We start from the raw sequence: 18,215 nt of genomic DNA on the forward strand, positions 1-18,215 counted from the left end.
GCGGCTAGTGCGCTTCCAGGCTCGGGGCGTCGGATGTGGCGCCCCGATGCACGGGGCAGCCCGGCGCGAAGGTGCCGAGGCCCTCGGTGCGGAAGCCCTTCGGGTAGCTGCGGATCCGGTGGTTGTTCTTCACCAGCGCGGGGCGGCGCCGGGACGGCAGGACCGCGAGAAGCCGGGCGCGGAGCTTCATCGCGCCGACGGAGATCCGGCGCACGACGGGACCCGGATCGTCGTAGTGGAAGGCGGCGAGCAGCGGCGGGTCCATGAGAGCGCGGCTGAAGACGCCGATCGCGGGGCGGACGGGCGCGAAGTAGAAGCTCTTGAGCAGCTCGAGAGTGGAGTCGGCGACGCGGCGGGCGCCCTCGTCGAAGGCGAAGTGCTCGGCCTCGTAGCGGTCCATGTAGTCGGCGAACTCGTCGTACGTGGCGGGGATGTCGGGGATCGCCATGTGCTTGCCGAGGGTCTGGTAGTAGCGGACCGTCGCGAGCTTCTCCGCCTCGGTCAGCTTCCGCCAGCCGTAGTCGGCGTTCCAGCGGATCGGCACCACGACGAAGGTGCACAGCACGTACCGCATGTCGTCGTCGGAGATGTCGTACATCTTGTGCATCTGGTTGATGCGCCGGACGGCGGCCTTGCCCTCGGGGCTGGCGAAGCCCTTGAGCAGCGGCACCTCGAGGAGGAGGGCCGTGTCGTCGTAGCGCTTCTGCACCCGCTCGGTGAACTCGCCCGTGTCCGCGAGGAGGCGGCCGATGCTGGGCACGGCGTAGGTGCGGAAGAGTGCGAAGCTCAGGGCCTGGGTGATGTCCCACGGGAAGTCGTACGTCCCGAGATTCCGCGAGATCTCGACGAAGTCGGTCTCCGGGTTCAGGCCGCGGTTGCGGTCGATCTTCTGCATGACGTCTCCTCGGTGGGCTGACCTCACTGTAAGTCGACTTATACAGATGTGCAAGAGGTCACACGGACGGTCGACAACGGGCGTGGGGAGCGATGGCGCGACTCTCGGATCCTGTCCACGACGGACACCGTGTCCGCAACGGACAGAATCCGAGAGCGCGCCGGACGAACAGGGCGCGCAGCGGCGCCGCACCGGCGTCAGTCCTCGGTCAGGGCACCGTCGGCCATGCGCCAGCGGCGCGTCGCGCGGACGGTGTCGAGCATCCGGCGGTCGTGGGTCACCAGGATGACGGTGCCGTCGAAGGACTCGACGGCCTCCTCGAGCTGCTCGATCGCGGGCAGGTCGAGGTGGTTGGTCGGCTCGTCGAGGACGAGCAGGTTCACGCCGCGGGCCTGCAGCAGCGCCAGCGCGGCGCGGGTCCGTTCACCGGGGGAGAGCGACGAGGCCGGCCGCAGCACGTGGTGGCCGCGCAGCCCGAACTTGGCGAGCAGCGTCCGCACGTCGGCGGGCGGCGTCTCCGGTACCTCCGCGCAGAAGGCGTCGAGCAGCGGACCGTCGGACAGGAAGCGCCCGCGGGCCTGGTCGACCTCGCCCACCTCGACCCCGGAGCCGAGCGTCACCGTCCCGGCGGAGGGCGTGAGGCGCCCCAGCAACAGCCCCAGCAGCGTCGACTTGCCGGCGCCGTTCGGACCGGTGAGCAGGATCCGGTCGCCGTACTCGACGGACACCGTCACGGGCCCGACGGTCAGCCCGGGATAGGAGACGCACGCCCCGGACGCGGTCACCACGACCGTGCCGCTGCGGGGAGCCGAGAGGATCGACATCCGCAGCTCCCACTCCTTGCGCGGCTCGGCGACCACCTCGAGCCGCTCGATCGCGCGCTCGGTCTGCCGCGCCTTCGACGCCTGCTTCTCCGTCGACTCGAGCCGCGCCTTCCGGCCGGCCTTGTCGGAATCCGTGCCGCTCTTCATCTTCCGGCGCGCGTTGCGCACCCCGTGCTCCATCCAGTTCCGCTGCATCTGCGCGCGGTCCTGCAGGTCGGAGAGCTTGCCCGAGTACTCCTCGTACTCCTCGCGCGCGTGCCGCCGCGCGACGTCGCGCTCGACGAGGTACGCCTCGTAGCCGCCGCCATAGACGCCGATCTGCTGCTGCGCGAGATCCAGCTCCACCACGGTGGTCACCGTCCGGGCCAGGAACTCCCGGTCGTGCGAGACCACGACGATCGCGGTCGCCGCGTCCGCGACGAAGCGCTCCAGCAGCTCCAGGCCGGCGAGGTCCAGGTCGTTGGTGGGCTCGTCGAGCAGCAGCACGTCGTACCGCGAGGCCAGCACGGCCGCGAGGCCCGCGCGCGCTGCCTGCCCGCCGGAGAGCCCCGTCATCTCCGAGTCCGGGCTGTCCAGCCCCACGTCGGACAGGATCGCGTCCAGGCGTTGCTCCAGGTCGGCGCCGCCGAGGGCGAGCCACCGGTCCAGGGCGGGCGTGTAGAGGTCGGTGTCGGGATCGTCGCCGAGAGCGAGCGCGGCCGCGTCCATCGCCTCCTGCGCGGCCGCGACGCCGGTGCGCCGCGCGACGAACTCGGCGACCGTCTCGCCGGGCCGGCGCTCGTGCTCCTGCGCCAGGTACCCGACTTCCGCGTCGGCGGGGGAGAGGTCGACGGCGCCGCTCACGTCGGGGCCGCCGTCCGCGCCCACCCCGGCGAGCAGCTTGAGCAGCGTCGACTTCCCGGCGCCGTTGGCGCCGACGAGGCCCACCACGTCGCCCGGCGCGATCACGAGGTCGAGGCCGGAGAACAGGGTGCGATCGGCGTACGCGACCGTCAGGTCGCGGGTCTGCAGGACGGTCATGTCAGTCGTCGAGGTCCACGGTGACGTTGGGCTTGCGCATCTCGCGCCGGTAGCCGACGATCCCGACGATGGTGCCGGCGACGAGCATGACGATCATGCCGCGCAGCGCCCAGTCGAGGATCCACTTGTAGTCCTGCAGCGCCGACGAGGCGTAGTAGCCCACCAGCAGCAGGAACGGCGCCCAGATCAGCGAGCCGAGTACCGAGGCGACGGTGAACTTCCGCTTGTCCATGCCGACCGCGCCGGCGACGAGCGGGCACAGCGTGCGGACCCAGGGGATCCAGCGGGCGATGAGCACGGAGAAGAAGCCGTGCTTGTCCATCAACTCCTTGACCCGGTGCAGGTTGTGCGCGTTGAGGTAGCGGCCGTCCTGCTTGGCCAGCACGTGGTCGCCCATCGTGACGCCGATGCCGTAGCCCACGTGGTTACCGGCGATCGCCGCGAGGAAGGCCGCCAGCGCGAGCCCCCACACCGACGCCGCGGAGTGGCCGGTGGTGGCCATGGCGAGGCCGGCGGTGAGCAGCAGCGAATCGCCGGGCAGGAACAGCCCGATGATGAAGGCGCACTCGCAGAAGACGAACCCGGCCACGACGAGCCAGATCATCACCGGCCCGGCGGTCTGGACGAATTCGAGCACGGACGGGGCCTAGGCGGCCGCGTCGGCGCGGCGTCCCGCGAGGAACTTCTTGACCACGCCCCACACGATCGGCAGCACGGAGACGGCGACGATCGCCAGGAAGATGATGTCGATGTTCTCGCGGACCCACGAGATCTTGCCGAGCCACACGCCGAGCAGGATGATGCCGTCGGCCCAGATCACGGCGCCGATCGCGTTCCAGATGACGAACTTGCTGTAGCTCATCTTCGCGGCTCCGGCGGCGATCGGCGCGAACGTGCGCACGAACGGGACGAAGCGGGCCAGGATCAGCGTGGCGGGGCCGTACTTCTCGAAGAACTCGTGCGACTCGTCGAGGTACTTCGTCTTGAGGAAGCGCGCGTCGGGCGTGAAGAACTTCTCGCCGCCGAACCGGCCGATGAAGTAGCCGACCTGGGAGCCGAGGATCGCCGCGATGGGCGTCGCGATCAACAGCACCGGCAGCGACATCGCCGAGCCCGTGTAGGTGGCCTCGCCGACGGCGGCGCCGGTCCCGGCCGCGGTCAGCAGACCCGCGACGAACAGCAGCGAGTCACCCGGGAGCACCGGGAACAGCACGCCGGATTCGATGAACACCACGAGCAGCAGGCCCACCAGGGCGATGCCGCCGAAGGCGTTGAGGACGGCCACCGGATCGGTGATGTCCTTGAGGGCGAACGCCTGCATGGTGGTCGAGGCGGCCAGAGTCAGGTCGTTGACATACACGCCTGCCAGGATACCGGCTCTATTTCAGCAATTCGTCGATGTAGCACCAGCGCCACGACTCCCCGGGCTGGAAGCTCCGGATCACGGGGTGGTTGGTGAGCTCGTGGTGGACCGTCGCGTGCTTGCCCTCGGAGGAGTCGCAGCAGCCGACGTGTCCGCAGGTCAGGCACAGTCGCAGGGCAACGGGGTTCTGCCCCGATTCCACGCACTCGACGCAGGTCTCGCTGAGCGGCACCGGGTCGGCGAAATCGTCCGAAACGCGAAGATGGTCACATTCGTCCTGCGCCCACGGCGGCGTGAGCAGTTCGGCCACCGCGATGCGCTCGCTGCGCACCGCCGAGACCTCCAGCATCGCCTCCTCGACGTCGAAGTTGGACAGCACCTGCTCGAGCACCTCGTGATCGCCCTGGCCGGCGTCGCGCATCCGCAGCACCTCCGCCCGCTCGGCGTCGATCATCTGCAGCCGGACCGCGCGCAGCTGCGCGGCGGGGGTGTTCGCGGAGTCCGGGCCGAGTCGTTCCCAGAAGGCGCGCTCGCGGTTGATGGTGTGTTCCCGCACCCCGTCGAGCACGGTGGCCGGCACGGTGTTCTCCGGGCTCGCCGCGATCTCGTCGAGTCGCGCCAGGCCCGCGTTGAGGGCGGACCGCATCACCACGGCCTGCTGCAGGGCGTCGGTGCGCGCGTTCGGCCCCTGCACCTTGAGCAGCTTGGCCAGCGCGGGCAGCGTCGAACCCTGGATCAGGAGGCTGCCGGCCACCACGACCATCGCGGCGAACACGAGCACCTCGCGGTCGGGGAAGTCCAGCGGGAGGATGAACGCGGCCGCGAGGGTGACCACGCCGCGCATGCCGGCCCAGGACAGCACCGTCGTCTCGCCGGCGGTGAGGCGCTCGTCGGCGTCGTCCACCTTGATCGCGATGAGCGCCGACGGCGCGCACCACACCATCCGCGCGAGGATCACCGTGATCATCACGGCGATGCACGTCGTGATGATCAGCGGCCAGCCGATCGGCGAGTTGTCCGCGCCCACGAAGATCGTCCGCATCTGCAGGCCGATGAGGAGGAAGACGGCGTTCTCCAGCAGGAACTGGATGGTGCTCCAGTTGATCCGCGCCGACATCCGGCCGATGGCCGTCTGGTCGGTGGGTGCTCGATACGCGACGATGAGCCCCGCGACGACCGTCGCGACGACGCCCGAGGCGTGGATGTGCTCGGCGGGCAGGTAGGCGATCCAGGGGCTGATCAGGCTGATGCCGGTGGTGAGCACCGGGTCCGTCAGCCGGCGCAGCGCGAATCGGATCGCGAGCGCGGCGAGGACGCCGACGGCCACGCCGCCCACCGCGCTGAGCGCGAACGAGCCCAGCACCTGCCAGAAGCCGATGGTGCCGGCGACCGCCGCGATCGCGGTCCGCAGCAGGACGATCGACGTGGCGTCGTTGAACAGCGACTCGCCCTCGAGCAGCGTCGTCACCCGGCGGGGCAGGCCGATGCGCCGGCCCACCGCGGTCGCGGCCACCGCGTCGGGCGGCCCGACGATGGCGCCCAGCGCGAGCCCGGCGGCGAACGGGATGTCGAGCAGGTACGAGGTCACCACGCCGACGGCGCCGGCCGTGAAGAGCACCAGCCCGACCGAGAGCATCCCGATCGGCCGGATGTTCTCCTTGAAGTCGACGAGGGAGGCCTTCGACGCCGCCGCGTACAACAGCGGCGGCAACAGGCCCAGCAGCACCACGTCGGGGTTGAGCGGCACCTCGGGCACCGCGGGGATGAACGACACCCCGATGCCGACCACCGTCAGCACCAACGGCGCGGCGAGACCGAGACGGTCACAGAATGCACTGACCACCAGAACGGTGGCGACGAGGGCGACCAGCCCAACAGCGAGCTCCATGGGCGATAGTCTTTCACTGAAACGCCGAACCGCTCAGGAGGACAGACATGCCCATCGCCACCCCCGAGGCCTACCGGGAGATGCTGGACCGCGCCCGTGAGGGCGGTTACGCCTATCCGGCGATCAACTGCACGTCGAGCGAGACGATCAACGCGGCGATCAAGGGCTTCGCCGATGCGGGCAGCGACGGGATCATCCAGTTCTCCACCGGCGGCGCCGAGTTCGGCTCCGGCCTGGGTGTCAAGGACATGGTGGTCGGCGCGGTCGCGTTGGCCGAGTTCGCGCATGTGGTGGCGGCGCAGTACGACGTGACCGTCGCCCTGCACACCGATCACTGCCCGAAGGACAAGCTCGACAGCTATGTGCGGCCGCTGCTGGCGATCTCGCAGGAGCGGGTGGACAAGGGCCAGAACCCGTTGTTCCAGTCGCACATGTGGGACGGCTCGGCGGTGCCGCTGGAGGAGAATCTGGAGATCGCGCAGGACCTTTTGGCGAAGGCGAAGGCGGCGAAGATCATCCTGGAGATCGAGATCGGCGTGGTCGGCGGCGAGGAGGACGGCGTCGAGAACGAGATCAACGACAAGCTGTTCACCTCGGATGAGGACTTCGCGAAGACCGTCGACGCGCTGGGCGCGGAGGGGTATCTGCTGGCGGCGACGTTCGGCAACGTCCACGGCGTCTACAAGCCGGGCAACGTGAAGCTGCGGCCGGAGGTGCTGCGGGACGGTCAGGCGGTGGCGTCGGCGAAGCTGGGCCTGCCGGCGGGGAGCAAGCCCTTCGATTTCGTGTTCCACGGCGGTTCGGGGTCGCTGAAGTCGGAGATCGAGGACTCCCTGAGCTATGGCGTGGTGAAGATGAACGTCGACACCGATACCCAGTACGCGTTCACCCGGCCGGTGGCGGGGCACATGCTGTCGAACTACGACGGGGTGCTCAAGATCGACGGTGAGGTCGGCAACAAGAAGGTCTACGACCCCCGCTCCTACCTGAAGAAGGCGGAGACGTCGATGGCCGAGCGGGTCGTCGAGGCGTGCAACGACCTGCACTCCGCCGGCAAGTCCATCAGCGCGAAGTAGCTAGTAGCTCAGGCCAGCGCCAGTCCCAGGAGGACCGCCAGCACGAGCACGATCATGGCCGCTGCCGCCGCCCACTCCGGGCCGGTGAGCAGCGGCCGTGCGCGTTTCGGGGCCGGATCCGGCGCCTGCGGGGCGGGCTGGTTCGACGGTGCGCCCTGCGCCGGCCCGGCGGGTCGGTGGGGAGCCTGCGGGGGCCGGGCATGCGGCGCGCGGCTCTGCGCGGCGGGCGGACGGTGCGGCTGCTGCGCGCCGTGCGTCGGGTGCGGGCGCGGCGCCATCGGGTGCGGGGCGGCCATCGGCGGCGTCGCGGTGCGCCGGGGCGGCGTCACGCGGCCCGCGCCGCGGGCGATCCGGTCGGTCCGCGGCGTGGGCCGGTCCGGCACTTCGGAGTACGCGAGCTTGGGTTCCGACGGTGCCGTCCGCGGCTCCGGCTTCGGGGCCTGCGGGGGTTCCGGCTTGGGCTCGGGCTTCGGATTGCGGAGTGTGGGCTCCTCCGACGGGGTGCTCATCGCGCCCCGACGCGCGTGCACACCTTCCAGGTGTCCGCGTCCTTCTCCAGCGTGAGGGTGTTGCGCACCTTCGCGCTCGGGTTGTTGGCGTAGTGCACCTCGACCTGGACCTCCGCCTTGTCGCCGCGCACGTCCACGGCCTGCAGGCCGTCGAGTTCGGGCAGCAGGCCGTCGGCCTTGGCGTTGCCGTAGACGCGCTGCCACTGGCCGTCGTTGAGCCCGTCGTAGTACACCTTGGCGTTGCCGCAGGTCTGCTGGCGCAGGGCGGCGAGGTCGCCGCGGCCCACCGCGTCGATGAACGACGTCGTCGCGTTCGCCGCCTGCTGCCGCGGGTCGGTCGACGAGCCGGAGCCCGACTTGGGCACCAGCAGCGCGATCGCCGCGACGATCACCACCACCGCCACCACCGCGGCCGCCACGATCCACAGCGTGCGCTTGCCCTTCGACGGGGCTTCCTGGCCGCCCTGCGGCGCGTAGTACTCGGGCGACTGCCGCGCCGCGTTCTCCTGCGGCGTCTGCGCGGTGTCCGGCTTCGCGAGATCGGGCGTCGTCGCCGCGGGGGTGGAGAGGGGCGCGAGGGGGATCGCCTCGGTCGCGGGCGTCGCGTCCGGCAGCTCGTTCTGCTCGGTATCGATGACCGCCTGGTCCGGTCGCACGGCGGCCGGGATCGCCGTCGTCGCGGCCTCAGCGGTGTCGTCCGCGTCGTCGGTCGCGTCCGACTCGTCCCCGGCGGTCCCGTCCTCCGCGGCGGGACCCTGCTCGTCGGCGGAGGCCTCGTCGCCGTCCTCGGCGGTGTCCTCGGCGACGGATGCATCGTCGCCGGCGTCCTCCGCGCTCTCGGCCGTCGCCTCGCCCTCCGCGGCGGCCTCGGGCTCGTCGTCGTTCTCGGTCGAGCTCGCGTCCTCGGCCGATTCCGCGTCGTCGGCGACCTCGTCCTCTGCGGCGCTGTCGTCCGCGGCCGCGTCGGCCTCGGTGGCAGTGTCCTGGTCGTCCCGATCGTCGCCGGTGAGCGCGGCTGCTCCGGCGACGACGGCAGCGGCACCCGCGACCCCGGCGGCCGCCGCGGCGACCGACGGACCGTCGGCCTCGGCGTCGTCGTCGGATCCGTCCGCAGTGTCCGCGCTGTCCGCGCCGTCCGCACTGTCGGCTGCGTCTGCGCCGTCGGATCCGTCAGCGGCCTCCGCGCCGTCCGCGCTGTCCTCATCGTCAGTGGTGTCCGCGTCGACGACCTCGTCGGCCGCGACCCGATCCTCGTCCGTGTCGTCGTCGGCGGCGGTCTCGTCGGCCTCGTCATTCACGTCGGCCTCGGACGTCGCCGCAGCCTCATCCGTCTCCTGCGCGGCCTCGTCGGCGACGACCTCGTCAGCGCTCGCCTCATCCTCGACGGGCTCCGCGGCAGTCTCCTCGGCCGGGCGGGCCTGTACGGGGATGGCGGTGGTCTCGGCGGAGCTCGGACGCTGCACGGCGGGCAGCACGGTGGTCTCGGTGTCGTCGGCGCCCGGCGACGTGGTCACCACCGGCCCGACGGTCCGCAGCGGCGAGTCCGGTGTGCTCTTGTCCGCGGTCTCCTCGCTCGCGTCGCCGGCGGCGTCCGCTGCGGCGTCGTCCGTGGGTTCGGTCGCGGAGGCGTCGTCCTCGGCGGCCCCGTCCTCGGACTCGGCGGGAGCGTCCTCGTCGACCAGCGCGCGGCCCGCGGCGGGTAGCACCCGCGTCTCGGCGTCGGACGGCGTGTCCCCGGCCTCGCTCGAGTCCGTGGACTTGCCGGAGTCCTCCGCGGCGGACGCGGCGGCACCGTCGACGGGGATGACGGTGGTCTCGGCCTCTCCCGGCGACGGGGCGGGGGCGGCGTCCTGAACGAGCTGCGCGAGGGAGTCGGACTGCGAGGGGATCACGGCGTCGGAGGGCGCGCTGCCGAGCGTGCCGGCGGTCTCCGGGTGATCGTGGAGGGGCGCCGCGGGCCACGCCGCGAGGCGTCCGCGCAGGTCACGAAGTCGCGACAGAGGTCCCCGGTTGTCATCCCGCGCCATCGCTTCCGCCATCCCCTCGTTCGTGAACCGTCCTCCTCCGCGGCGGCGCGCCGCACACGGAACACCTGACACCCTAGCGGGCGCGCACCCGCGGTGACCGGCGCGTCGAGCGGGCACGCACGTCGTCCACCCTCCGCCGGGCGCAGCATGGAAGACTGGAGCAATGACGTCCTTCGGTGATCTCCTCGGCCCGCCCCCGGTCCTGCTCGACATCGACGAAGAGCCGGAACTCCAGCTGAACCAGGGCCGCCCGGCGGTCGAGGTCGCGGCGGACACCCCCACGTCGTCGCTGGCGTGGGCCGTGCTCGCGGAGGGCGCGCTCGACGAGGGCCAGGCCGTCACCGCCTACGCCTACGCGCGCACCGGCTACCACCGCGGTCTCGACCAGCTGCGCCGCCAGGGCTGGCGCGGCTTCGGCCCTGTGCCCTACAGCCACGAGAACAACCGCGGTTTCCTGCGGGCGGTGGCCGCGCTGGCCCGCGCCGCGCAGTCGATCGGCGAGGAAGACGAGTACCTCCGTTGCCTGGATCTGTTGAACGACTGTGACCCCGAAGCCGCCGGCGCCCTCGGACTCGGCGCGTAGCCGACTCCTCCGGCGGCACAACGCGCTGCCGCAGGTGATCCAGAGCCGCACCAAGCGGCTCTGGAACGCCAAACTGCCCATCCTGCAGTGCGCGGTCGCCGCAGGCATCGCCTGGTTCATCGCGAACGACGTGATCGGGCACGTCTCGCCCTTCTTCGCCCCGATCGCCGCGATCATCTCGCTGGGCTTGTCCCTGCAGCAGCGGCTGCGCCGCTCGCTGGAGCTGGTCGGCGGCGTCACCGTCGGCATCGGCGTGGGCGACCTGCTGATCTCCGTGATCGGCACCGGGCCCTGGCAGCTGGCCCTCGTCGTGGCGATCGCGATGGCCGTCGCGGTGCTCGCCGACCGGGGCCCGCTCGTGCCGATGCAGGCCGCGTCGTCGGCGGTGCTCGTCGCGACCCTGATCCCGCCCGGGTCGACGGGCGGCTGGACCCGGATGCTCGACGCGCTCATCGGCGGCCTCGTCGGCGTCGTGATCGCGGCGCTGATCCCGAACAACCCCGCCCGGCGGCCGCGCAAGGACGCCGCCAAGGTGCTGGACACGATGCGGCGCGTCGTCGCCTCGATCGCCGCGGGCCTCACCGACCGCGACATCTCCTCGCTCGAATGGGCCCTCGAGACCGCCCGCGCCACCCAGCCCGACCTGGACCAGCTCACCAACGACCTCGCGGGCGGCCTCGAGATCGCGAAGGTCTCGCCGATGTTCTGGAGCTCGCGGCCCCGGATGGACAAGCTCCAGGCCATCGCCGATCCCCTCGACAACGCCGTGCGCAACGTGCGGGTCATGGCCCGTCGCGCGCTCGCCTCGAATCAGAGCGGCGAGCGGATCGACCCCGCCCTGGTCACCGAGGTCGGCCGGCTCGCCGAGTCCTTCAAGACGATGCGCGACGTGGTGCTCGCCGAGCCGGGCGCGCACCCGGATCAGGCCGACGGTGCCCGCGTGCTCCGGTCGGCCGCGCGGCGCGCCAACGCGCTGCCGATGCACCACGAGATCTCCGAGAGCGAATCGCTCAACGAGGTGATGATCTACGGGCAGCTGCGATCGACGATCGTCGACCTGCTGCAGGTCGCGGGCCTGTCCCGAACGTCGGCGGTCGCGCAGATGCGCGAGGTGCCGAAGAAGAAGGACGCGCCGAAGCCGCCCGAGTAGCGCGTCAGACCGGGGCGGCGAAGTCGATGTGATGCCCCTGCAGCCAGGTCAGGGACCGGCCGTCGTCCTTCGCCGCGCGCCGGAACATGACCGGCAGGACCAGGTCGCGGACCACGCGGCCGACGGGGCCGGCGGCCTTCGAGTTCGACGCGCGGCGCCCCTCGGCGACGATCCGCTCCGTGCGTGCGCGGCGCAGTCCCTCGAAGGCGGCGAAGGCCTCGGTGGTGGTGGCCCGGTCGCGGATGCACTGCGCGAGGATCACGGCGTCCTCGAGGGCCATCGCGGCGCCCTGCCCGGCCGCAGGGGAGGTGGCGTGCGCGGCGTCGCCGATGAGCGCCAAGCGCCCGCGCCCGTCGTGCCACCGGTCGACGACGGGCAGATCGTAGGTCGCCCACCCGACGAGCGGGCCGGGCGCGGCGTCGATGATCGCGCCCGCCGGGCCGGCGTCGCCGTCCATGAGGGCGTGCAGGCGACGCCGCCATTCCGCGTCGTCGACGCCGGACAGCACGCCCCGCTCGGGCTCGGTCCGCGCCGGCGGATTGGCGAACCACACGGTCCCGCCGTCGGGCGTGGGCATCCAGGCGAAGAAGCAGCGGGTCCCGAACTGCATGCGGAACTCGCGGGGCGGCACGTCGACCGTGAAGTCGGGGATGTACCCGCCCAGGTTGAGCACGGGGACGTAGCGCGGCGCGGCCGCGGCCGGGTCGATGAGGGTGCGCACGGGCGAGTGGATGCCGTCCGCGCCGATGAGGACGTCGCCGCGCGCCGTCGTCCCGTCCGCGAAATGCGCCGTGACGCCGTCGGCGTCGACGGTGGCGGTGATCAGCTCGGCCCCGTGCCTGACGGTGACGCCGCGGGAGCGCGCCTCCTCCGCGAGGGCGGAGTAGAGCGTCGCGCGGGGCATCATCAGCGAGGTCAGGCCGTCGGGGCGGCGGGCCGCGAGCGGCATCCGCCCGAGAGCGCGGCCCTTGCCGCTGACGAAGGCGATGGTCTCGACGGGGTAGCCGACGCCCTCCAGCGGGCCGGCCGCGTCGATCGCCTGCAGTGCGTCGAGACCGTTGGCCTGCAGGGTGAGCCACGCGCCGCGCTGGGCCGCGTCCTGCTCGTCGCGTTCGAAGACCTCGGCGTCGACGCCGACGCGCGCGAGGGCCATGGCGGCGACGGGACCCGCGACACCGGCGCCGATGATGAGAGCCTTCATGGTGTTCTCCCACAGATCGATATAGCTTGATTATCAAGCAATCATGCGAGGAGGTAGCTTGAATGTCAAGCGATATTGCGGCGGAGGTGGGTCCCGCCGTGCAGGCCTATCAGGCCTCGGTGAGCGATTTCGATCGGGAAGTGGCGCGGGTCCTCGGCGTCGGCTCGACGGATCTGGCCTGCTTGGAGCTGGTGCTGGGGGCCGACGGAGTCTCGCCCCGCGACGTGGCGACGGCGCTGGGCCTGACGACCGGCAGCGTCACGACGATGGTCGACCGCCTGGAGAAGCGTGGCTACGTGACGCGGCACCCGCACCCCGACGACGGACGCAAGGTGCTGGTGCGCGCCACGCCGCGGCTGACGGAGCGGGTGGGGGCGGCCATGGGGCCCATGCTCGCCTCGGCCGGCGCCGACGTGCTGGAGCGGTTCACCGACGATGAGCTCGCCGCGGTGGTGCGCTTCATGCGGGTCGCCGCCGCGCACCAGGCGGCGCACACCGTGCTGCTCCGTGCCGAGCCGCCCGCCGTCGACTGACGGCCGAGTGGCGTCCGCGTCAGCTGATGAGCAGCCAGTCGTCGGTGTTGCGGTAGAACGTCGCGCGGGTCACGACGCTGGAGTCGGTGCGGCCGTCGCGGGTCACGACGAGCTCGAGCCCGCCGGTCTGCGCGGCGCGACCGGACAGCCACCGTCGGCGCACGCCCTTCGCGAGCCGGGCGCGGACCCCGCCCGTCTCGCCGGCCGCGCCGAAGGGCTCCACGATCACGGCCTTCGCCTGTCCGGTGAACAGCTTCTCCGAGTCGACGAAGGTCTCTCCGGTCAGCGGCCCACCGTCGGGGCCCGTGATCTTGGCCTTGCCCACCAGGACGAAGCCGCGATCGTCGCGGATCAGGGGGACGGCGCGGGGCGTGCCGGTCAGCGGGTCGCCCGGCGGATAGATGGACGACGCGTGCGAGTTCTCGGTGGGCACGTACGCCACCTCCACGTCGAGCCGTTCCGATGCCATGAGCCGGGCGATCACCGCCGCCAGCAGGTCATCGGGCCCCGCGACCACGATCCGCTTCGGGAACGTCAGCTTCTGCTTCAGTTCCGCCTTGGCGGAGTCGAGGTCGACGGTGATCGTTTCGAGGTCGCGGAGGCTGCCCGGGATACGGACATCGGGGGCGCGCACCACGACGGTGCTCTGGGTCACGGAGCTCACCGCACCTACTGTAAGGTTGCGGCACGGCTCGACGTTATCCAGGTGATTCCGAAGGTGAATAGCGAGCCGGAAGGAGATCGTCCATGCCTGCGATCGTGCTGATCGGCGCCCAGTGGGGCGATGAAGGTAAGGGAAAGGCCACCGATCTGCTGGGGGAGAAGCTCCAGTGGGTGGTTCGCTACCAGGGCGGCAACAACGCCGGCCACACGGTGGTCCTGCCGAACGGCGACAAGTTCGCGCTCCACCTCATCCCGTCGGGCATCCTGACCCCCGGCGTGAAGAACGTCATCGGCAACGGCGTCGTGGTGGACCCGTCGGTCCTGCTCGCCGAGCTCGACGGCCTCGAGGCGCGCGACGTCGACACGTCGAACCTGCTGCTCTCGGCCGACGCGCACCTGCTCATGCCGTACCACGTGGCCATCGACAAGGTCACCGAGCGCTTCCTCGGCAACAAGAAGATCGGCACCACAGGCCGCGGCATCGGGCCCTGCTACCAGGACAAGATCGCCCGCGTCGGCGTCCGCGCGCAGGACGTGCTGGACGAGTCGATCCTCACCCAGAAGGTCGAGGCGGCACTGGAGTTCAAGAACCAGGTGCTCACCAAGATCTACAACCGCCGCGCGCTCGACGCGCGCCAGGTCGTCGACGAGACGCTGGAGCTCGCCGAGAGCTTCAAGCACCGCATCGCCGACACCCGCCTCGAGCTCAACCTCGCGCTGGAGCGCGGCGAGACGATCCTGCTGGAGGGCTCGCAGGGCACCCTGCTCGACGTCGACCACGGCACGTACCCGTACGTGACCTCGTCGAACCCCACGTCGGGCGGCGCGTCGGTGGGCTCGGGCATCGGCCCCACCCGCATCACGACGGTGCTGGGCATCCTCAAGGCGTACACCACCCGGGTCGGCTCGGGCCCGTTCCCGACGGAGCTGTTCGACGAGTGGGGCGAGTACCTCGCCAAGCACGGCGGCGAGGTGGGTGTCACCACCGGCCGCGCGCGCCGCTGCGGCTGGTTCGACGCCGTGATCGCCCGCTACGCGACCCGCGTCAACGGCATCACCGACTACTTCCTCACCAAGCTCGACGTGCTCAGCTCGATGGAGAACGTGCCGATCTGCGTCGCGTACGAGATCGACGGTGTGCGGTACGACGAGATGCCGCCCAACCAGACCGATTTCCATCACGCGAAGCCGATCTACGAGACGATGCCCGGCTGGTGGGAGGACATCTCCGAGTGCCGCACGTTCGAGGACCTGCCGAAGAACGCGCAGGACTACGTGCTGCGGCTCGAGGAGCTCTCCGGCGCGCACATCTCCTGCATCGGCGTGGGCCCGGGCCGCGACGAGACCATCGTCCGCCGCGCCATCGTCTGAGGTGTTCTGAAACCGAGCCTGTTCGAGGCCGCGGCGAGGCGTTTCCATCGTCGCTCCGCTCAGGCTCGGTTTCTGACGCGTCCTAGGGCGTCGGAGCCGGGGTCGGCGTCGCCGAGGGGGCGGCGGTCGGAGTCACGCGGTACATCCGCGGGCCCTCGCCGCGGCCGGGTCCCCGCTTCTGGGCCTCGTGGCCGCCGGGCCCGCGCTGCTGCATCGAGTGCCCCTTGTGCTTGCCGGTGGCCTCGTTGACCCAGTAGCCGGCGGTGAAGCTGACGCCGCTGATCCCGATGAGCCCGAAGACGATCGCCGCGATGAGCAGCTTCCTCGACGGTCCGGTCGTCGACGGTGCGGCCTCCTGCGGGGCCGGGCTGGGGGCTGCGGCTGCGGGGGCGGTCGCCGGCGCGGGCGGGATCGGCGCGGTGGGCGTCGGCTGCGGATCGGTGGGTTCGGTCATGGGTTCTCGCTTCGGTCGGTGCGGTCACCGCGACCGCGCTGGAACCGATGATGATCCGGGTAGCTGCGGATTCGCTGGCAGACCGCTGCGAACCGTAGGGTCCGTGACCCGGTCGGGTGGGGACGTGTCGCGCTGAAAGGTGATGCGCCTGCCGCATCACCTTCTCCCGATGAACAACCGCTGACCAGTGACTATCGAGCGATGCGTTGCGCGCATCGCTGGTGCGGCCGACCACGCACCCCCGGCCCGGTCCGCTCCTCGCCCGTCAGCGCAGCGTCGGGTCCTGCGCGCGCACCGCGAGCACCTCGTCCATCGACGGTGCGTACGCGCCCGCCCGGCTCACGGTCAGCGCGGAGGTGATAACGGCGCGGTGCAGCGCAGGCTGCACATCGCTCCACTGCGCGGCCCGCAGCCGTCGGGCGGCGTACCGCGAGCCCAGGTAGCCGGCGTCGAGCAGCCCGGATACCAGCCCGGCCATGAAGGAGTCGCCCGCGCCGACGGTGTCGCCCACCTCGACGGTCAGCTGGTCGACGTGCAGCATGTCCCGGTTGCCGGCGAGCAGCGCGTACGCGCCCCAGGGCCCGCGGGTGAGCACCACCATCGCCGGGCCGGCCGCGATCCAGCGGCGCATCACGTCCTCGACGGGCTCGTCGGGGTGCAGCCAGGCGATGTCCTCGTCGCTGGCCTTGACCACGTCGGACTGCGCGATCATCTCCATCACCCGCGGCAGCACGTCGGCGGGCGTGCCCATCAGCGCGGGACGGATGTTGGGGTCGTAGGAGACGGTGGCGTGGTCCCGGATCCGGCGCACCACGTCGGCGACGCCGTCGGACCCCGGCGCGAGCGTCGCGGCGAAGCTGCCCGTGTGCAGGTGCCCGTAGCGCTCGAGCGATTCGACGGGCGGCACCTCCCATGTGAGGTCGAACTCGTAGGTCGCGCGCCCCTCGGCGTCGACGTGCGCGTACGCGAGCGGGGTGTTGGCGGCACCGTCGGACCCGGGGACCACGTCTACGCCCGACCGGGCCGCGGTCTCGGCGATCCGGTGCCCGCGCACGTCCCGCCCCCACCAGGACAGGATCGACGTCGGATCCCCCAGCGACGCCAGCCCGCACGCGACGTTGAACAGGCTGCCGCCCACGTGCTCGGACGGCTCGGCACCGTCGCGCAGTACGACGTCGACGAGTGCCTCGCCCAGGCACAGCGTCCGATCGGTCATCTCAGTTCCCCTTCGTGGCCGGTGCCGGTGCGGTGGCTTCCGCCTCGAGGCCCAGCCGCTCGGCCATCTCCTCGAGCGGAATGCCCTTGGTCTCCGGCATCACCTTTATCACCCAGAGCAGCTGCAGCAGCATGAACCCGAAGAAGATCGAGAAGGCGACGCCGCCGCCGAAGGCGCCGATGATGGGCGGGAACGCGAAGCTCGTGATGGCGGCCCACACCCAGTGCGTGAGGCTACCGAGCGCCTGCCCGCGGCCGCGAATGCTGTTGGGGAAGATCTCCGAGAGGAACACCCAGATCACCGCGCCCTGGCCGAAGGCGTGCGAGGCGATGAAGACCATCAGCCCCAGCAGGACCAGGATCGACGAGGTGCTGTCGAACGAGCGGCCGTCGCTCTCGTAGTAGAACATCACGGCGGCCATGAACCCGAGCGAGACCAGGTAGCCCACCGAGCCGACCAACATGAGCCGGCGGCGCCCGAGCCGGTCGATCACGGTCAGCGCGGCCGTCGTGGCGACCAGGTTCATCACGCCCACCGCGACGGACATCAGGTACGCGGCGTTCGTGCTGGCGCCGGCGTCCTGCATCACGCGCGGCGCGTAGTAGAGGATCGCGTTGATGCCGGACATCTGGTTGAAGAAGGCGATCGCGACGGCCAGCAGGATCACCTTGCGGTGGCCGCGGGTGTAGAATTTCGTCTTCTCGCCCTGCTCGGCGGCGAGCGTCTCCTGGATCTCCGCCATCTGCGCGTCGGCCTCGGCCGGCGTGGAGCAGAGCCGCTCGGACGTGGCGCGCGCCCCGGCGAGGTCGCCGTGACCGGCGAGCCAGCGGGGCGTCTCCGGCACCGTCGGGAGCAGGACGAGGAACAGCACCGCCGGCACCACCATCACCCCGAGCATCCAGCGCCAGGCGTTGGGGTCGTCGCTCAGGACGGTGCGGATGATCGCGTTCGACGCGTACGCCACCAGGATGCCCAACACGATGTTGAACTGCACGAGGCCGACGAGCCGCCCGCGGAACTTCGGCGGCGCGATCTCGGCGGTGTAGATCGGGGCGCACACGCTCGACGCGCCGATGCCGAGGCCGCCGAGGAACCGGAAGGCCTGCAGCACCTCCACCGACGACGTGGGCGCCAGCGCGCAGCCCACGGCGCTCACCACGTACAGCACGCCGATCGCGTACAGCACCTTCTTCCGGCCGAACCTGTCCGCGAGCCTGCCGGACACGATCGCGCCGACGATGGTGCCGATCAGCGCGGTCGTCACCGTGAAACCGATCGCGGCGTCGGACAGGTGGAACTGCTCCTGGATCTGCTCCTCGGCGCCGGAGATCACCGCCGTGTCGAATCCGAAGATGAGTCCGCCGGTCGCCGCGACGACGGCGCTCCTGATCACGAGTGCCTTCATCCCCCGAACGTAGGCGCCTCCCGCGGCACCCCGAGCG

The 18,215-nt window shown here is 71.3% G+C and carries 17 protein-coding genes; 5 read left to right on the forward strand and 12 right to left on the reverse strand.

The window, feature by feature from the left end; all coding sequences use genetic code 11:
• Positions 1-4: 4 nt before the first annotated feature.
• From WFK95_RS02255 to WFK95_RS02275, 5 genes are all read right to left on the reverse strand, one after another.
• Positions 5-895 (reverse strand): oxygenase MpaB family protein, encoded by an 891-nt coding sequence (locus tag WFK95_RS02255; RefSeq protein ID WP_336669758.1) that lies wholly within the window; start codon positions 893-895, stop codon positions 5-7.
• A gap of 197 nt (positions 896-1,092) precedes the next feature.
• Complete coding sequence (locus WFK95_RS02260; RefSeq protein ID WP_336669759.1) at positions 1,093-2,739, reverse strand: ABC-F family ATP-binding cassette domain-containing protein; 1,647 nt, start codon at positions 2,737-2,739, stop codon at positions 1,093-1,095.
• A gap of 1 nt (position 2,740) precedes the next feature.
• Entirely contained in the window at positions 2,741-3,376 is a 636-nt protein-coding gene (locus WFK95_RS02265; RefSeq protein ID WP_336669760.1) for a DedA family protein, read from the reverse strand.
• A gap of 9 nt (positions 3,377-3,385) precedes the next feature.
• Positions 3,386-4,099 (reverse strand): DedA family protein, encoded by a 714-nt coding sequence (locus tag WFK95_RS02270; protein ID WP_224651535.1) that lies wholly within the window; start codon positions 4,097-4,099, stop codon positions 3,386-3,388.
• A 19-nt stretch (positions 4,100-4,118) separates the two neighbouring features.
• Positions 4,119-5,990: a Na+/H+ antiporter gene (locus WFK95_RS02275; protein ID WP_336669761.1), complete on the reverse strand. Its 1,872-nt coding sequence runs from the start codon at positions 5,988-5,990 to the stop codon at positions 4,119-4,121.
• A 47-nt stretch (positions 5,991-6,037) separates the two neighbouring features.
• Here WFK95_RS02275 and fbaA point away from each other — a divergent pair, with 47 nt between their 5' ends.
• Positions 6,038-7,066, forward strand: coding sequence for a class II fructose-bisphosphate aldolase (fbaA, locus tag WFK95_RS02280; RefSeq protein WP_336669762.1), 1,029 nt, complete (start codon positions 6,038-6,040; stop codon positions 7,064-7,066).
• Between the two features lie 8 nt (positions 7,067-7,074).
• On the opposite strand, the gene WFK95_RS02285 is transcribed toward fbaA, so the two are convergent.
• Positions 7,075-7,575, reverse strand: a complete 501-nt coding sequence (locus WFK95_RS02285; RefSeq protein ID WP_336669763.1) for a hypothetical protein — start codon at positions 7,573-7,575, stop codon at positions 7,075-7,077.
• On the reverse strand, positions 7,572-9,614 hold the full coding sequence (locus WFK95_RS02290) for an Rv0361 family membrane protein (RefSeq protein WP_336669764.1): 2,043 nt from the start codon (positions 9,612-9,614) through the stop codon (positions 7,572-7,574). The genes WFK95_RS02285 and WFK95_RS02290 overlap by 4 nt, the downstream gene beginning before the upstream one ends.
• A gap of 151 nt (positions 9,615-9,765) precedes the next feature.
• On the opposite strand from WFK95_RS02290, the gene WFK95_RS02295 reads away from it, so the two are divergent.
• Together WFK95_RS02295 and WFK95_RS02300 are read left to right on the forward strand one after the other, a co-directional pair.
• The gene (locus WFK95_RS02295) at positions 9,766-10,185 is read left to right on the forward strand and encodes a DUF3151 domain-containing protein (RefSeq protein WP_224652094.1); all 420 of its coding nucleotides are present in this window, start codon (positions 9,766-9,768) and stop codon (positions 10,183-10,185) included.
• Positions 10,145-11,335 (forward strand): FUSC family protein, encoded by a 1,191-nt coding sequence (locus WFK95_RS02300; RefSeq protein WP_224652095.1) that lies wholly within the window; start codon positions 10,145-10,147, stop codon positions 11,333-11,335. The genes WFK95_RS02295 and WFK95_RS02300 overlap by 41 nt, the downstream gene beginning before the upstream one ends.
• A 4-nt stretch (positions 11,336-11,339) precedes the next feature.
• Here WFK95_RS02300 and WFK95_RS02305 read toward each other — a convergent pair whose 3' ends face one another.
• Positions 11,340-12,536 carry an FAD-dependent oxidoreductase gene (locus WFK95_RS02305; RefSeq protein WP_224652096.1) on the reverse strand — a complete coding sequence of 399 codons (1,197 nt, stop codon included), beginning with the start codon at positions 12,534-12,536 and terminating at the stop codon, positions 11,340-11,342.
• 62 nt (positions 12,537-12,598) lie between these two features.
• On the opposite strand from WFK95_RS02305, the gene WFK95_RS02310 reads away from it, so the two are divergent.
• On the forward strand, positions 12,599-13,069 hold the full coding sequence (locus tag WFK95_RS02310) for a MarR family winged helix-turn-helix transcriptional regulator (RefSeq protein ID WP_336669765.1): 471 nt from the start codon (positions 12,599-12,601) through the stop codon (positions 13,067-13,069).
• A gap of 19 nt (positions 13,070-13,088) precedes the next feature.
• Here WFK95_RS02310 and WFK95_RS02315 read toward each other — a convergent pair whose 3' ends face one another.
• The gene (locus WFK95_RS02315; protein ID WP_224652099.1) at positions 13,089-13,733 is read right to left on the reverse strand and encodes a hypothetical protein; all 645 of its coding nucleotides are present in this window, start codon (positions 13,731-13,733) and stop codon (positions 13,089-13,091) included.
• 83 nt (positions 13,734-13,816) lie between these two features.
• Between WFK95_RS02315 and WFK95_RS02320 the strand changes: the two genes are divergently transcribed.
• A complete protein-coding gene (locus WFK95_RS02320; protein ID WP_336669766.1) occupies positions 13,817-15,103 on the forward strand; it encodes an adenylosuccinate synthase in 1,287 nt (428 codons plus the stop codon).
• An 82-nt stretch (positions 15,104-15,185) separates the two neighbouring features.
• On the opposite strand, the gene WFK95_RS02325 is transcribed toward WFK95_RS02320, so the two are convergent.
• The 3 genes from WFK95_RS02325 to WFK95_RS02335 all read right to left on the reverse strand — a co-directional run bounded on the left by WFK95_RS02325 (position 15,186) and on the right by WFK95_RS02335 (position 18,178).
• Positions 15,186-15,557, reverse strand: coding sequence for a hypothetical protein (locus WFK95_RS02325; RefSeq protein WP_336669767.1), 372 nt, complete (start codon positions 15,555-15,557; stop codon positions 15,186-15,188).
• A 265-nt stretch (positions 15,558-15,822) separates the two neighbouring features.
• Positions 15,823-16,773 (reverse strand): carbohydrate kinase family protein, encoded by a 951-nt coding sequence (locus WFK95_RS02330; RefSeq protein WP_224652147.1) that lies wholly within the window; start codon positions 16,771-16,773, stop codon positions 15,823-15,825.
• Between the two features lies 1 nt (position 16,774).
• Positions 16,775-18,178: a sugar porter family MFS transporter gene (locus WFK95_RS02335; RefSeq protein ID WP_224652148.1), complete on the reverse strand. Its 1,404-nt coding sequence runs from the start codon at positions 18,176-18,178 to the stop codon at positions 16,775-16,777.
• Between the last annotated feature and the right edge of the window lie 37 nt (positions 18,179-18,215).

Origin of the sequence: Tsukamurella sp. USMM236 (genome assembly GCF_037148755.1) — a bacterium.
Classification (GTDB): domain Bacteria; phylum Actinomycetota; class Actinomycetes; order Mycobacteriales; family Mycobacteriaceae; genus Tsukamurella.

Bases quoted from the DNA above. Each gene is read 5' to 3' on its own strand.
- WFK95_RS02255 (WP_336669758.1), bottom strand. From the start codon at position 895: ATGCAGAAGATCGACCGCAACCGCGGCCTGAACCCGGAGACCGACTTC.
- WFK95_RS02260 (WP_336669759.1), bottom strand. From the start codon at position 2,739: ATGACCGTCCTGCAGACCCGCGACCTGACGGTCGCGTACGCCGATCGC.
- WFK95_RS02275 (WP_336669761.1), bottom strand. From the start codon at position 5,990: ATGGAGCTCGCTGTTGGGCTGGTCGCCCTCGTCGCCACCGTTCTGGTG.
- fbaA (WP_336669762.1), top strand. From the start codon at position 6,038: ATGCCCATCGCCACCCCCGAGGCCTACCGGGAGATGCTGGACCGCGCC.
- WFK95_RS02285 (WP_336669763.1), bottom strand. From the start codon at position 7,575: ATGAGCACCCCGTCGGAGGAGCCCACACTCCGCAATCCGAAGCCCGAG.
- WFK95_RS02290 (WP_336669764.1), bottom strand. From the start codon at position 9,614: ATGGCGGAAGCGATGGCGCGGGATGACAACCGGGGACCTCTGTCGCGA.
- WFK95_RS02295 (WP_224652094.1), top strand. From the start codon at position 9,766: ATGACGTCCTTCGGTGATCTCCTCGGCCCGCCCCCGGTCCTGCTCGAC.
- WFK95_RS02305 (WP_224652096.1), bottom strand. From the start codon at position 12,536: ATGAAGGCTCTCATCATCGGCGCCGGTGTCGCGGGTCCCGTCGCCGCC.
- WFK95_RS02310 (WP_336669765.1), top strand. From the start codon at position 12,599: ATGTCAAGCGATATTGCGGCGGAGGTGGGTCCCGCCGTGCAGGCCTAT.
- WFK95_RS02320 (WP_336669766.1), top strand. From the start codon at position 13,817: ATGCCTGCGATCGTGCTGATCGGCGCCCAGTGGGGCGATGAAGGTAAG.
- WFK95_RS02325 (WP_336669767.1), bottom strand. From the start codon at position 15,557: ATGACCGAACCCACCGATCCGCAGCCGACGCCCACCGCGCCGATCCCG.
- WFK95_RS02330 (WP_224652147.1), bottom strand. From the start codon at position 16,773: ATGACCGATCGGACGCTGTGCCTGGGCGAGGCACTCGTCGACGTCGTA.
- WFK95_RS02335 (WP_224652148.1), bottom strand. From the start codon at position 18,178: ATGAAGGCACTCGTGATCAGGAGCGCCGTCGTCGCGGCGACCGGCGGA.